The 14799-nt window shown below is 31.0% G+C and carries 13 protein-coding genes; 4 read left to right on the top strand and 9 right to left on the bottom strand.

Annotated elements, in window-relative coordinates; all coding sequences use genetic code 11:
* Positions 1–23 precede the first annotated feature (23 nt).
* Both B3M86_RS06240 and B3M86_RS06235 read right to left on the bottom strand, forming a co-directional pair.
* Complete coding sequence (locus B3M86_RS06240; protein ID WP_219034592.1) at positions 24–1115, bottom strand: DUF3810 family protein; 1092 nt, start codon at positions 1113–1115, stop codon at positions 24–26.
* A complete protein-coding gene (locus B3M86_RS06235) occupies positions 1096–2070 on the bottom strand; it encodes a bile acid:sodium symporter family protein (protein ID WP_280045722.1) in 975 nt (324 codons plus the stop codon). The genes B3M86_RS06240 and B3M86_RS06235 overlap by 20 nt, the downstream gene beginning before the upstream one ends.
* Positions 2071–2228: 158 nt before the next feature.
* On the opposite strand from B3M86_RS06235, the gene B3M86_RS06230 reads away from it, so the two are divergent.
* Both B3M86_RS06230 and uvrA read left to right on the top strand, forming a co-directional pair.
* Positions 2229–2567, top strand: coding sequence for a hypothetical protein (locus B3M86_RS06230; protein ID WP_038331633.1), 339 nt, complete (start codon positions 2229–2231; stop codon positions 2565–2567).
* Between the two features lie 151 nt (positions 2568–2718).
* Positions 2719–5520: an excinuclease ABC subunit UvrA gene (uvrA, locus tag B3M86_RS06225; protein WP_125350351.1), complete on the top strand. Its 2802-nt coding sequence runs from the start codon at positions 2719–2721 to the stop codon at positions 5518–5520.
* Between the two features lie 41 nt (positions 5521–5561).
* Here the strand turns inward: uvrA and B3M86_RS06220 are convergent, their stop codons facing one another.
* From B3M86_RS06220 to B3M86_RS06200, 5 genes are all read right to left on the bottom strand, one after another.
* The gene (locus B3M86_RS06220; RefSeq protein WP_291046614.1) at positions 5562–6026 is read right to left on the bottom strand and encodes an OsmC family protein; all 465 of its coding nucleotides are present in this window, start codon (positions 6024–6026) and stop codon (positions 5562–5564) included.
* Positions 6027–6122: 96 nt separating this feature from the next.
* Positions 6123–6848 (bottom strand): hypothetical protein, encoded by a 726-nt coding sequence (locus tag B3M86_RS06215; RefSeq protein ID WP_291076114.1) that lies wholly within the window; start codon positions 6846–6848, stop codon positions 6123–6125.
* Positions 6845–7654, bottom strand: coding sequence for a hypothetical protein (locus B3M86_RS06210; protein ID WP_125350354.1), 810 nt, complete (start codon positions 7652–7654; stop codon positions 6845–6847). Before B3M86_RS06210 ends, B3M86_RS06215 begins: the two co-directional genes overlap by 4 nt.
* 22 nt (positions 7655–7676) lie before the next feature.
* Positions 7677–8504, bottom strand: a complete 828-nt coding sequence (locus tag B3M86_RS06205; RefSeq protein WP_125350355.1) for a HEAT repeat domain-containing protein — start codon at positions 8502–8504, stop codon at positions 7677–7679.
* Positions 8497–9060 (bottom strand): RNA polymerase sigma factor, encoded by a 564-nt coding sequence (locus B3M86_RS06200; RefSeq protein WP_185144198.1) that lies wholly within the window; start codon positions 9058–9060, stop codon positions 8497–8499. The genes B3M86_RS06205 and B3M86_RS06200 overlap by 8 nt, the downstream gene beginning before the upstream one ends.
* A 221-nt stretch (positions 9061–9281) precedes the next feature.
* Between B3M86_RS06200 and B3M86_RS06195 the strand changes: the two genes are divergently transcribed.
* Both B3M86_RS06195 and B3M86_RS06190 read left to right on the top strand, forming a co-directional pair.
* Positions 9282–10232: a M20/M25/M40 family metallo-hydrolase gene (locus B3M86_RS06195; RefSeq protein ID WP_291076111.1), complete on the top strand. Its 951-nt coding sequence runs from the start codon at positions 9282–9284 to the stop codon at positions 10230–10232.
* 59 nt (positions 10233–10291) lie between these two features.
* Positions 10292–12487, top strand: a complete 2196-nt coding sequence (locus B3M86_RS06190; protein WP_291076109.1) for a B12-binding domain-containing radical SAM protein — start codon at positions 10292–10294, stop codon at positions 12485–12487.
* 209 nt (positions 12488–12696) lie between these two features.
* Here the strand turns inward: B3M86_RS06190 and B3M86_RS06185 are convergent, their stop codons facing one another.
* Positions 12697–13689, bottom strand: a complete 993-nt coding sequence (locus B3M86_RS06185) for an OmpA family protein (protein WP_291076107.1) — start codon at positions 13687–13689, stop codon at positions 12697–12699.
* A gap of 183 nt (positions 13690–13872) precedes the next feature.
* The gene (locus B3M86_RS06180) at positions 13873–14265 is read right to left on the bottom strand and encodes a DoxX family protein (RefSeq protein WP_038330750.1); all 393 of its coding nucleotides are present in this window, start codon (positions 14263–14265) and stop codon (positions 13873–13875) included.
* Positions 14266–14799 lie beyond the last annotated feature (534 nt).

The following is a 14799-nucleotide window of genomic DNA, read 5'->3' as shown; positions in this document are numbered from 1 at the left end:
TAACAATAATATAAAAGCAACGATTAATTCGTTGCTTTTTTTGTCTGATATAACAAATAAATCAATTCGACATATTTGCTATAACTTATAGTTCCTTCTTGATTATTAGCCTTCAAAAACTGATTATTTAACTCAGAAAAAGTATCGCTCGTAACACCTTCATATTTCAAATAATGTTTTAATTCGGCTTTTCTGTCTTGCTTTATTTTAGAATGCATATTATCCAATTCCATTTTCACAAAATACGGATCAGATTTGTAAATAGCACCTAAAAGCGTATAAATACTTTTATAATAAAACGAATAATTAATTTCAGGATTTCTAGATTTTGTACCTAAATAATAAGCTAAAAAATTAGCTTCACTTTCTGATGCAAATCCCATTTGGTGTCCATATTCGTGGAAAAGTGTTGCAGGTTGTTTCAAATTTGTATTGTATCTGTTCAGATTTGCTTCTGCCGTAAAAGGGTTATAGTATCCCAAAATACCCATATAATTTTGCATTTCCGAAATCCAAGATAATTTGTATTGTGTATCTTTTAATAATCGATAATTTTTTAACCATTTTACATTATTTACTTGGTGTTGTAAAGCAAAAAATTCTTGATTATAATCTTTTAAATTAGATTTGAATTTTATCGTTGTTGTTGAATCATTGTGTTCGATTAAATTTCTTGCTGATATTGCTTTATCAAGTTCGTAGCAATAGATTTCTTTCAGAATTTTAGGTTGAATAACGATTTTTTCTTTGTCAATAGTTAATGTTTGTTTTTTGTACATCACGCTCCAAGCAAACGTGTAAATAAAATAGATACAGTTTACAAAAATCATAATGCAATAAATTGAATGCGAAACTTTTTCTTTCGATTTGAAAAAACTTCGAATCAATTTAAAAATCAATACAAAACCGATTATTCCAATGATTAAATAAAACAATTCTCCAACAGGAAAATGAACTGAATTCGTAATTTTTGCAATAAATCCTGAAATTGGAAATGTAAGATGATTGACGATGAAATCATCAACGCTTTCGATTGAAAATAGTATCGAAAATAAAATAATTTGAAATAGAAAGATAAGGATACTTCGATAAGTTTTATTCAACTTCTTTAGCATATTGATTAGCGATATAACTGATATAAATTAACTGAAAAGTGTGGTAAAGCATAATCGGAATCAAATAAATACCGATATCTCCCGTGAAAATAACCGCTGCAATTACCGAGCCATGAACCAATGATTTTTTAGTCGAACAAAATTGAATTGTGATATCATCTTCTCGATTAAAATTCATTTTCTTACCAATCCATTTTGAAAGTTTGAAAAAGAAAAAGAATAACGCAACTACAATTATGAAAACTGCCAACAACGGAAGAACGCCTAATTTTGTAAATAATCCATCCAAAAAAGTATGACTAAAACTGTTGTAAACAATAAGTACAATGGTTAGTTTATCTAAATTACCGAATTGCTTTTTATATTTATTGTAAAAGAACCCTAAATAAGGTTGAAGAAGAGCTCCGATAAAAACAGGTAAAATAATTTTAAGAACTAAATCCAAAAAAGTTCCTAATAAATCAAATTCACCATTACTTTTTGATAAAAACAAACTCATCCAAAGCGGTGTAACAACAATACCTATTAGTCCAGAAATACTTGCGTTAAAGATAGCACTTGGTATATTTCCTTTCGCAATAGAAACCATTACAACTGACGAAGAAACTGTACTTGGTAACGCGGCTAAATAAAATATTGCGACATACAGAGTAAAATAAATTGGGTAATTTTTTATGAAAGGATAGAAACACAAGACTAATAATGGAAAAAATATAAATGTGATGGATTGAATCAAGACATGCATTTTCCAATTTGCTAAATCTTTAAAAACTTCTTTCCAATTAAGTTTTAATCCATAAAAAAAGAATACTAAGATAACTCCAATATCAATTATTGTATTCAGATTGAAATCCTTGTAAGACCACAAACTAATATCTGGGAAAAAATATGCGACAACAATGGCAACGAATAAAAACAGAATAAAAGGGTCGGGTAATTTATTTAGAATTTTCAAAATCAATAAAATTTAAACAAAAATAATAAATAAGATGATAAACATTTACTAAATATTTAATACTTTCGTTTTAAAGTAGAAAAGGGTATAATGTTAAGTATTTGTAAATTGATTAACTTTTTTTTATATTTGTATTTAAATAACCTAAAATCTATCTTATGAATACGTGTCTTCAATGTAACCAAACTTTATTTGGTCGAAAAGACAAAAAGTTTTGTAACGATTTTTGTCGAAATTCTTATAATAATAATCTTAATCGTGATAAAGTAGAAATTGTACGAAATATTAACAACAGATTAAGAAAAAATAATCGTATCTTAAAAACTTTATTAGAAGAAGGAGCTCGTTCGGTAAATAAAAACGAATTGAGTTTGAGAAACTTTGATTTTAAGTACATTACAAATGTAGATGAATCAAAAAATGGCACAATTTTTTATGTGTACGATGTTGGATATCAAGAGTTAAACGAAGAAAATTATTTATTATTTCAGGAATAAATTTTTATTTTTTTATTGAAAAAAGCGCGTCAACATGTTGATGCGCTTTTATATTTTAACTAAATCTGTTCTTTTTTATACGTTATATTTTATGACTAATTTTTGTTGCGATTAAGTTTAACTTTCTAAAATAACTTAACTTTGTGCCAAGATGAAAAAAGATATCAATCAACTTGATCCGAAAGAATTTATTCTGATTAAAGGTGCAAAATTGCACAACTTAAAAAACATTGATTTAGCGATTCCAAAAAATAAATTAGTCGTGATTACTGGGATGTCTGGTTCTGGGAAATCTACTTTGGCTTTTGATACGTTGTATGCGGAAGGTCAGCGTCGTTATGTCGAAAGTTTATCGTCTTATGCACGTCAGTTTTTAGGAAAATTGGATAAGCCTCAAGTTGATTATATCAAAGGAATAGCGCCAGCAATAGCGATTCAGCAAAAAGTAAATTCTACAAATCCGCGTTCTACAGTTGGAACAACGACAGAAGTCTATGATTATCTAAAGTTGTTGTACGCACGAATTGGAAAAACATATTCACCGATTACAGGAGAATTAGTTCAAAAAGATTCGGTAACGGATGCGATTGATTATCTAAAAACTTTTGTGGCTGAAACTAAATTTATTCTTCAAATAAAATTGGTTGTGCCAGAAGAGCGTTCGTTTGCAGAACATTTGAATATTCTTCAACAGCAAGGGTTTACACGTTTGAGTGTCGATGGAAATCAAGTGAAAATTGAAGATTTAATTTCATTTAATTTTGAACCTCAACCCGAAAATGATATTCATCTTGTCATTGATCGTATCGCTTTGCCAACAGAGGACGAAGAATCTTTTTATCATCGTTTGGCAGATTCTATCGAGACGGCTTTTTTCGAAGGAAAAGGAGAAATAGCGATTGTAAATGTAGAAGATAATACGGTAAAATATTTCTCAAATAAATTTGAATCAGATGGTTTGATTTTTAATGAACCAACTATTCATTTCTTTAGTTTCAATAATCCTTATGGAGCTTGTCCAACTTGCGAAGGTTACGGGAAAGTAATTGGAGTTGAGGAAAATCTTGTCGTTCCAAATAAATCGTTGTCAATCTACGAAGATGCGGTTGTAGCTTGGAAAGGCGAGAAAATGGGCGAGTGGAAAAATCATTTTATCAAACTTTCTCAAAAAGTAGATTTTCCAATTCATAAACCTTATTTTGAATTATCCGAAGAGCAAAAAGACTATTTGTGGCACGGAGATAACGACTGGGAAGGATTGGACGGCTTTTTCAAAATGGTTGAGGAGAATACATACAAAATTCAATATCGTGTAATGTTGTCTCGTTATCGTGGTAAAACAACTTGTCCAACTTGTAAAGGAAAGCGTTTGCGTAAGGAAACGAATTACGTGAAAATTGCGGATAAATCGATTAATGATTTGGTTGATTTACCTTTGAATGAGTTGAATGATTTCTTTACAAGTATTACATTTAACGAATATGATCAGCAAATTGCGGGTCGAATTATATACGAAATTAAGTCGCGTTTAACGTTTTTGTTAGATGTTGGTTTAGAATATTTAACGCTAAATCGTGCTTCGAATACTTTGTCTGGAGGAGAATCGCAACGTATCAATTTAGCAACTTCTTTGGGAAGTAGTTTGGTTGGTTCGATGTATGTGTTAGACGAGCCTTCGATTGGTTTACATTCGCGTGATACAGCTAAATTTATTACAATTTTACATCGTTTACGCGATTTAGGCAATACAGTGATTGTGGTAGAGCATGATGAAGATATCATGAAAGCTGCTGATTATATCATCGATATTGGTCCAGAAGCAGGAACAAATGGAGGTGAAGTAGTTTTTGAAGGAACCTATGATGAATTATTAAAAGGTGATACATTAACATCTAAATATTTGAACGGAAAATTAGAAATTGAAGTTCCTAAAAAACGTCTAAAATCTCCTAATTATTTGAAAATTATTGGAGCAAGAGAAAATAATCTAAAAAATATTGATGTTAAATTTCCTCTGAACGAATTAACCGTTATTACAGGTGTTTCGGGTTCAGGGAAATCTACCTTAATGAAAGATATTTTAGCACCAGCTGTTCAGCGTCATTTCGAGATTTTTGGAAATAAAATCGGTGATTTTGATGAGTTAGTTGGAGATCTGAAACAATTGGAAGGAATTGAGTTAATCGATCAAAATCCAATCGGGAAATCTTCGCGTTCTAATCCTGTGACGTATGTAAAAGCTTACGATGATATCCGAAATTTATTTGCCAATCAGAAAGCAAGTAAAGTGATGGGATTTCAACCAAAACATTTTTCGTTTAATGTAGATGGCGGACGTTGTGATGCATGTAAAGGAGAAGGGACAATTACCATCGAAATGCAGTTTATGGCTGATGTAGAGCTGGTTTGTGAAGATTGCCATGGCGAACGTTTCAAGAAAGAAATCTTAGAAGTTAAATTCGAAGGAAAATCGATTTCAGATATTTTAAATCTAACAATTGATGAAGCAATTGACTTTTTTGCAACTCATCAGCAAAATAAAATTGTCGAAAAGCTGAAACCATTACAAGATGTTGGTTTGGGTTATGTAAAACTTGGGCAATCGTCGAATACGCTTTCTGGTGGAGAGGCACAACGTGTGAAGCTGGCTTTTTTCTTGACGAAAGGAGAAACGACAAATAAAACCTTGTTTATTTTTGATGAGCCTTCTACAGGTCTGCATTTCCATGATATTCAGAAGTTGATTAAAGCATTACGTGCTTTGATTGATTTGGGACATTCGGTTTTTGTAATCGAACATAATATGGATATTATCAAAGTTGCCGATTGGGTGATTGATCTTGGTCCAGAAGGAGGGAAGAAAGGCGGTTATTTGGTTGCCGAAGGTACGCCAGAAGAGATTGTCAAAGTAAAAGAGTCCTACACAGCTCAATTCTTAAAAGAGAAATTATAACAGAAATAAAATAAATTATTAAAACCGAGTTTAGTTCGGTTTTATTTTGCGTTACATTTTGGGTGATGATAAACAGGGAAATTGCACGAATTCGCAATAAAACACAATTCGTTTGCTTTTTTATGAAGTGAAAGCGCCAACTCGATTTGTGATGAATTAGAAATAATGATTTCAGGAAATAAATCTACTTTTATAATTTTTCCACTTCCATCAGGATTCACTTGCAATGTGGCCTCCGAATGATCTTGGTAAGAAATTACTTCGATTTTATGTTGTGTACAACAATATAAATACGACATCATGTGACAAGAGGTCAAACTACTCAAAAGCAAATCTTCGGGATTGTATAAGTTTGGATCACCTTTGAAAGTTTTCGCAGCAGAAACTTCTAAATCAGGTTTTCCTTCAATCGAAATGTGATGACTTTTTGTATAAATTCTGGTTGAAGAATCTGTTTGAGGCTCTTTCTTAATCCAATTTAGGGCAACTTTAAATAAATGATTCAAGGCTTAATTTTTATCAAAAATAATCTTTTCTAAAAGAAAAACACAACTGAGAATCCTCAATTGTGTTTTCAAAAAATGTTATAATTTATCTACTATTTACTTTCTTAAATAGACATTTCCATATTTCGAAGAAAATTCTTGCAATGGCTGTTTACCTACGTTTGCTGCAATTACAGAATGAAAATTATCTGATTTTATAGTTTTGATTCCAAAATCTAGATTCGTGTACATCTTCCCAAAAAAAGTTTCCACTTTTATTTCTCCAATTTGTTTTGCATTCATTGTTGCATCTACACTTCCATATGTTGATTGTGCAATAATCGGTGCATCAAAATTGATAACTTCAATTGTTCCATACGTTGATTCGATAGTCGTTTTCATATGTTCAGGAACTTTGATTTCCAATGTAATATCCATTTGTACACCTGTAGAAACCGAAGAGGATTTAATGTCATTTGCATCAATATATTTTTGATAGTCCTCTTTGGTTTGAAATTGTTTTTTCTCATTACCAAAAGTCGCTGTCACCTGATGTGGAATATCTTCTAGTTTTACAACTTTACCTTCGATGGTTTTTCCTTGACTGTTTTTGCTTTCAGTTAAGTTGAAATTCAAGTCATTTTTACCATTATTGATATTAACATTTCCAGAGATACTCACTTCGTTTTGTTTCCATGTTGTGATTTTAACGATTTGTGGATAATCAAATTTTAATGTTAATTCTTGACCTTTTTCAACTGAGAAATTCTTCTGAATTTTTGTTTGAGCGATTGATAAATTTGTCAATAAGCCCACTGCTAAAGATAAAATTACTGTTCTCATAACCCTCTCAAATATATTTTACTATAATCTGATCTGAAAAGGAAACTTGTCCCTCCGCCATTTAATGTTCCTGTTGCTTGATTGTTAATTTTTATCATTTCAGATGATTTATCAACTGTTTCTAATTTTAACGATAATTCAGGTGCAATCAAAATATCACCAAACGAAGTCGTTAATTTTACATTTGCTTTAGATGATTTCGGAATTGAAGCATCCACGTGACCATAGATAGATACAAGCGACAAAGGACCTTTTACATTTTGACTAAATTTAGCATCGATAGAACCATAAATCGTATTGATTGTTGCAGGTCCCGTTACATTTTCTAACACTACATTGTTGTAACTTGCAGTTGCTTCAACTTCATTTTCGATATTTTTGAATGTAATAGTACTTCCAAATTGAGATTGATGGTTAAATGAAATTGTTACACCTTTTGGAACTAAAATTTTGATATTTGGAGGCGTCATTTGTTGTAGTTGTTTTACCTCAATTACACCATTTTTTTCTACAACATTTATTCCTAAATCAGTGTTGTCCTCAAGTCCTAATGAGTTGATCGAGCGCAATCCTTTTGCTCTTTCGTCATTATCTCGCGATCTTGTTTTTGTAGAAAAAACAATTTCGTTTCCGTTGTAACCTTCTACTGTTACGCGTCCAAGATCAAGGTTCAATTTTCCTTTACTTACAGCTAATTTGTACGTTTTCGAATTATCTTCATTCGCACTTTTCGATTCATTTTGTGCAAAAGTGTACGTAGACATCATCATAAAAGATGCAGCTACCAAAAATATTTTTCTTATCATTTTTTGATTTTTTTGTTAATTATTATTTTCTAAAAAGAACCGCGTACGCTTCGTCTTTCACAAACGGTTTTGTTGTAGGATCCAAAACCATTTCTTGTAATTTATTTGTTAATTTCAAATCGATTTGATCGTTATTGATATGCGCAATCATTCCTATTAATTCCATTTGTACCATCGGATCATCTTGCTTCATAAAAAGATCTGTTAACTCTTTTGAAGCTTCTGATTTAGGTAATTTTGAAGCAAGTGCTTCGAGTGCATTTAGTCGCACAATTGTATTGTTGTCATTTAAAGCTAAGTGGTATAAACTCTCTTTTAAATTGTGATCAATACTTGGTAAATCAGCTATTTTTGCAATTGCATCAATACGATTACTTGTTGATTCTTGATCATTTAATGAACTTAAAATTTCATTTTTAAGATTTTCATCTATACCAATTAGTTCTTCTTTTGGTTGAACAATTTTTTCAACTTTTTTCTCTTTAGTAATCCTTACAAACTGAATTTCTTTTTCATTTTGTTCAGTTTTCATTTCAGTTGGATGAACAATTTCTGGTTGAATTTCTTCTACTTTTTTAACCTGTTTTTCTTTTACAATTTCAATTGTTTTTGGTGAATTTACTTGATCATTTTTTAAGAAAAAATATCCACCAACACTCAATAAAACAAGCGCAGAAGCAGCAATACTCCAATTCTGAATTCTCCATTTCTTAGGCTGTTCAATTACCAAAGTTTTTTCTTCCTGTTTAGGAATCTCAGCCTGAATTCTTTTCCATAATTCTGCAGAAGGTTCTTTGTTTTCAAAGGCTTCTCTGTTTTTTTCGATATGTTTTTTTAAAGAATCATTCATTGCAAACGGTTTGTTGTAAGGTTTCGTAAATTTTCTTTTTTGCACGATGATATTTACTTCTCACCGTGTTGTGGCTCAATCCCAAAAGTTGAGCAATGTCTTCTTGCGGCATGTCTTCGAACAGAAATAGATTCACAATTGTTCTTGTATCAGTAGGTAATTCTTCAATCGCTTGTTGCAATTCTTCAATTTTACCATCCAATATTTGTTTTTCTTCCAAACTTTCTTCACTGTCATCAATAATATTTGCTCCATCAACATCAGAAAAATAAACTTTATTTTTTCGTAAATGTGAAATCGATTTATTAATCGCAACTCTACTGAACCAAGCTCCTAAATTCTCGATGCTTTTCAACTTTTGAATATCAGAAAAAAGTGAAATAAAAATTTCTTGTGTCAAATCTTCCGCATCAGAAACTTCTGTCACCAAACGATAAACAGAATTGTAAACTGATTTCGAATAGCGATGATAGAGCTGAGTATAACCAGCCTCTACACCAGATTCGCACCAATCTAATAGTTGTTTATCATTTATTGAAAAATTTTCTTTCTCCAAAATTTTCAAGGTTTCATTGTTGTGTCTATTGTATAGACGCAGCAAGTTTTTGAATGTTGCATCAATTTTTAAAAAAGTTTTTGAAATTTAACAATTATTGAATTATTCACCCTGATTTTCAGTGATAATAAGCGAAATTAAATTTCTAAAATTATCCTACTCATCTATATTCTTGATTATTTTTCTATTTTTGTTAGACGTATACTTAGTCGAAATTGAATATGAAAAAAATAGTTATCATCTTATCTTTGGTTGTAGGAACCAAGTCTTTTGCGCAAGAAATTGAAGTAAAAAACCTTAAAAAACACGTTTATTTTTTGGCTGATGATAAAATGAAAGGAAGAGGGACTGGAAGTGAAGAAAATTTGAAAGCTGCAAAATATATTGTGAAAGAATTCAAAAAATATAAACTTCAACCTTTAGGAGAAGATGGCTATTTTCAAGGATTTGAGGCAAAAGTAAAAAAAGTAAAAGTTGTTGACAGTATTCGTTCTGCAAAAAATGTGATTGCTTTTTTAGATAATAAAGCGGAAAAAACGATTGTGATTGGTGCGCATTACGATCATTTGGGAGAAGGAAAGCAAGGAAGTTCTTTGGCGAAAGATAGTTATGGAATGATTCACAATGGTGCTGATGATAACGCTTCTGGCGTTGCTGGTTTGTTAGAATTGGCAAGATTTTACAGTAAAAATAAAATGACAGAACCTGTTAATTTTCTATTCATTGCTTTTGGTGCAGAGGAATTAGGTTTGGTAGGGTCACGTTATTTTGTGAAACATCCAACGTATGATTTATCGAAAGTGCATTGGATGTTAAACATGGATATGATTGGTCGTTTGAACAAAGAATCTGGCGTTTCAATTATAGGTTATGGAACTTCTCCAACTTTCGAAACAATTTTTAATGAAATTAATCCGACTGATTTTGTTAAATTTTATACAGGTTATGAAGGTAGAGGCGGTTCGGATCAAACTTCGTTTTATGAGAAAGATATTCCAGTTTTATTTTTCCATACAGGCGGTCACGACGATTATCATAAACCAACTGACGATGCAGATAAAGTAGATTATGAATCGTTGAAAGGAATTCTTAATCTCGAAAAAGCTGTGATTGAAGGAAGTTTCAAAATTGAGATGATGCCGTTTAGAAGCACTGATAAAACTGAAAAATAATTGATAAAAATCTAAAATTATTTTTTTTCAATCCGTATTTTTGCAACAAATTTCAACGATTGAAAACGGATCTTTTATTAATCACACCACCTTTTACGCAATTAAATACACCATATCCTGGAACAGTTTATTTAAAAGGATTTCTAAACACACTTTCATATTCAACTTTTCAAGCTGATTTAGGTTTAGATGTTATCTTACAATTATTTTCAAGAAAAGGTTTAATTGATTTATTTGAATTTATTCAAAATCAAGAGATTGAATTAGGTGATAATAGTAAAAGAATGGTGATGTTAAGCGACGAATATATCGCAACTATTGATCCTGTTATCCGATTTTTACAAGGAAAAAATTCGACCTTAGCTGATTCAATTATTCAAGATGGATATTTACCAGAAGCTTCTCGTTTTGCAGAAGTTGAAGATTTGGAATGGGCTTTTGGTTCGATGTCTTTTCAAGATAAAGCGAAGCATTTGGCAACGCTATATTTAGAAGATTTATCGGATTTAATCATTGAAGCTGTTGATGAAAATTTTGGTTTTTCTCGTTATGCTGAACGTTTAGGAAGATCGGCAAATTCTTTTGATGAATTGTATCAAGAATTACAGAAAGCCCCAACTTATATTGATAAAATTACACTTTCGGAATTAGAGAAATTAATTCAGAAAACGAATCCAAAAATGATTGGTTTTTCGGTTCCTTTTCCAGGAAATTTATATTCGGCTTTCCGTTGTGCGCAATATATTAAAGCAAATTATCCTGAAATTGTTGTGGACATGGGTGGAGGTTTTCCAAATACAGAATTGCGCTCTTTAAGCGATTCACGAGTATTTGAGTTCTTCGATTTTATTACATTAGATGATGGTGAAGCACCAACTGAGCAATTGTTAAAATATATCAACAATGAAGTTGAAGTTTCTGAGTTAAAAAGAACTTTTGCTCTTCAAAATAATCAAGTTTCTTATATCAATAATCAAACTGTTCGCGATTATAAATTTAGCGAAGTGGGAACACCAGATTATACGGATATCAAATTAGATCAATATATTTCTGTCATCGAAGTGGTTAATCCAATGCATCGTTTGTGGAGTGATGGGCGTTGGAATAAGCTGACAATGGCGCATGGTTGTTATTGGGGGAAATGTACGTTTTGCGATATTTCGTTAGATTATATCAAAATTTATGAACCAATTGCTGCAAAACAAATTGTGGATAGAATGGAAGAGTTGATTGAAACAACTCAAAATACAGGTTTTCATTTTGTGGACGAAGCTGCTCCGCCAGCATTAATGCGAGAAGTTGCGTTAGAAATTCTTCGAAGAAAATTAACTGTAACATGGTGGACAAATATAAGATTCGAGAAAAGTTTTACATATAATTTGTGTCGATTATTGAAAGCTTCGGGCTGTATTGCGGTTTCTGGAGGTTTGGAAGTCGCTTCGGATCGATTGTTGAAATTGATTGATAAAGGTGTAACAGTGGAGCAAGTTGCGGTTGTAAATCGAAATTTTACCGAAGCTGGAATTATGGTACATGCATATTTGATGTATGGTTTTCCGACACAAACAAAGCAAGAAACGATTGATAGTTTGGAAATGGTGCGTCAAATGTTCGAATTAGGAATTCTTCAATCAGGATTTTGGCATCAATTTGCGATGACAGCACATAGCCCAGTTGGGTTGAATCCAGAGAAATATGAAGTAATTAATCATAGCACCGAATTAGGAACTTTTGCGAATAATGATATGATTCACGAAGAAAAATCAGGTTTAATTCATGATCAATTCTCGAATGGATTAAAGAAATCATTGTTTAACTATATGCACGGTGTTGGTTTTGAGTTGTCGCTGAATGAGTGGTTTGATTTTAAAGTTCCGAGAACGTCAATTCAACCAAATTATATCGAAACAGTTTTGAATAATGAAACTTTTGTAATGTATAAACCAACGCAAAAAGTAGTTTGGTTAGGAGGTAGACCACAAATAGAATTTGTAACGAAAACAAAAAAAGGAAAAACTTTTGAGAATGCAGTTTTACAATTTCATACCAAACAAGATTATCTTGAAATTGTTGTAGACAAAGAGATTGGCGAATGGTTGGTTGATTTTGTTCAATACTTGAAAGAAAGTCCAAAAGCAGTTTCTTATCAACAAATGAAACAAAGTTTTGAAGAAAAAATACAAACCGATTTTGAGATTTTTATTTATTCAAAACAAGCCGAAAAATTAAAAGAAACAGTTTTACTGATTGTTTAAACATAAAAAAACCTTGAATTATTCAAGGTTTTTTTGGTAGATATGAATTTGTATTTAATGATTTTAAAGAACCATCAGAATTAAACATTCTTTAGTATAGAATCTAGTTCTTTAGTTTCTATAATGTTTGGAGCAACTTTTTTTAATAATGTACTACGGATTAGTATCAATATTTTTCATGTTTAATAAAATTAAAACATATATAGATTTTACTTTACTTTAACCAACTCTACACGTCTATTTTTAGCTTTATTTTCTTCTGTATCATTTGCTACCAATGGTTTTTCAGCTCCGTATCCTATAGCAGATAAACGTGTTTTATCAATACCTAAAGCAATTAGTTTTTGCATTACAGCATTTGCACGATCATTAGATAGTTTTTTGTTATGCTTAGCGTCGCCAGAATTATCAGTATGCCCTTCAATTGATATTTTTAATGTGTTATCTTTCTTTAAGGCATTTGAAATTTCAGTCACAATCTCATCACCTTCTTGCGTGATTTTTGCTTGATCAACATCAAAATTAATATATAAAATAGATTTTCCATTCTTAGTCAAATCCTCAGCAATTTCGTCTGCTGTTACTTTGGTGATAGTTTGCTTAAAGTCTGTTTTTTGTAGTACATTAAGCGAAGCACCAGCATTGTTAGAAAGGTATTGTATATATACATTTCCTTTATCTTTTGTACGTAATACCCAAAACTTCATATTTTGTCCAGCGTATCCCATATCACCTTCGCCTCCTTTATTCGGATCTTGTTTATTGTAACGCTCATATTCTTCTTTGGTTATTTCACCATCAAACACTTTAACAGCCCCGATAGATTGTAAATAATCAGCCATACTTTTTTCAAAGAAATGTTGCGAAAATTCTTCTCCTTGTTTAGGTGAAACAAAAGTTTTATACAACTTTCCTTCAAAAGGTGTCATAACACCGTTAATAGGAAAAAAACATATGTCGAATTCTTTTACCAAAGGTTTGTTCATTTCTTGTAAACCTTGCGGAAGATTTATGAAAGGAAAATCCCCAATATCAGCTGTCGAAAATGGAATTTTGCTGATGTCAAATCCATTATCAGCAATCGTGTTTTCTTTGTTCTGATTAGTATCTACTGCAACATTATTCGTTTTCTTCTCTTCTGTTTTGTTGTTACAAGAAACAATCAAAGTTGCAGCAATTGCTACACTAAATAGTTTATTCATCGCTGTTCAAGTATTAATTTTATAGTATTATTTGAGATAAAAATACTATAAATTATTATCAAACAGCTATTTATTTGCGTAATTTTTTTAATCTTTTATTTAGATCTTTATTAAAAGTCATCCTCTTTCATTCAAATTTGTTTAATATAATTCAATTGTCGTAAGTTGGTTACTTCAAACAAGTTATTTAGTATTTTTAGTCGATTTCAAAGCCCATATAATTAGTAAAGGTTGCATGAATAATCGTGCTAATCTTTTTTGATCTGTATCCAATCCAAAACCATCTCTTTTGTTTTTATATTGAGCCCAGTTTCCAGGAAAAACAGCCCCAAAAAAACAAGCTGCTATTTTTCCAACTATTTCTTTTTTACTATCTGGAGCTAAAACAATCGTACTACCCAAGGCTATTTCTGCAATTCCCGAATACACAACTGTGTCATCTTTGGGTAAAGGAACCCAATTTGGTACTTGTGCCTTGAATTCCTTTCTAGCTATAGTTAAGTGAGCAATTCCTGCTCCAATCAAAAAAGCTCCTAAGGTATATCGTGCGATGTTTTGTGTCGTGTTATTTTTCATGGTATTCATTTTTAGAATGTTATTATTCAATAATGAATCAAAAATCGTACAACTAACACTTAATGGGTTTTGAATAGGTGAAAAATCAAGATTTTTTATTTGAAATTTATAGGGAATTAATTTATTATGTTTTACGCTTAACTTTTTACGTTTTTTTCTTTCTTGCTGTCACATTTATTATGTTGAAGAATAAGATGAAAATTGTTTTAAAACGTTTAACTTCTTGATATAATTTTCTACATTACATTTCGAAAATCACTCGAAGTGACGGTATTTGATGTGAGTATTGAAACTTGTTACTGAGTTTACGAAGTGTCGAAGTGTCGAACCGAATCCTCTAATTTTCTAACCACAATAGAAACATAGTTTTTTTTATTTTAGAAATTGTATAGTTCAGTAAACTGAAAAATATCGATTTATTTACTATGATTAAAACATTTCGATTCTAAATCGTCGGATTTTTAACTCCTTTTTCAATATTCAAAATCCTTTTTTTACAATGAATTTATAAATCGTCATTGCTGAAAAGTCGAG

Source organism: Empedobacter sp. UBA6305, assembly GCF_002440405.1.
GTDB lineage: Bacteria > Bacteroidota > Bacteroidia > Flavobacteriales > Weeksellaceae > Empedobacter > Empedobacter falsenii_B.
Note: the sequence above shows the minus strand (reverse complement) of the source record. Positions and strands in the feature narration are given on the sequence as shown.

Excerpts from the sequence above, each read along its gene's own strand:
- B3M86_RS06240 (WP_219034592.1), bottom strand. The coding sequence starts at position 1,115 with ATGCTAAAGAAGTTGAATAAAACTTATCGAAGTATCCTTATCTTTCTA.
- B3M86_RS06230 (WP_038331633.1), top strand. The coding sequence starts at position 2,229 with ATGAATACGTGTCTTCAATGTAACCAAACTTTATTTGGTCGAAAAGAC.
- uvrA (WP_125350351.1), top strand. The coding sequence starts at position 2,719 with ATGAAAAAAGATATCAATCAACTTGATCCGAAAGAATTTATTCTGATT.
- B3M86_RS06215 (WP_291076114.1), bottom strand. The coding sequence starts at position 6,848 with ATGAGAACAGTAATTTTATCTTTAGCAGTGGGCTTATTGACAAATTTA.
- B3M86_RS06210 (WP_125350354.1), bottom strand. The coding sequence starts at position 7,654 with ATGATAAGAAAAATATTTTTGGTAGCTGCATCTTTTATGATGATGTCT.
- B3M86_RS06205 (WP_125350355.1), bottom strand. The coding sequence starts at position 8,504 with ATGAATGATTCTTTAAAAAAACATATCGAAAAAAACAGAGAAGCCTTT.
- B3M86_RS06195 (WP_291076111.1), top strand. The coding sequence starts at position 9,282 with ATGAAAAAAATAGTTATCATCTTATCTTTGGTTGTAGGAACCAAGTCT.
- B3M86_RS06185 (WP_291076107.1), bottom strand. The coding sequence starts at position 13,689 with ATGAATAAACTATTTAGTGTAGCAATTGCTGCAACTTTGATTGTTTCT.
- B3M86_RS06180 (WP_038330750.1), bottom strand. The coding sequence starts at position 14,265 with ATGAAAAATAACACGACACAAAACATCGCACGATATACCTTAGGAGCT.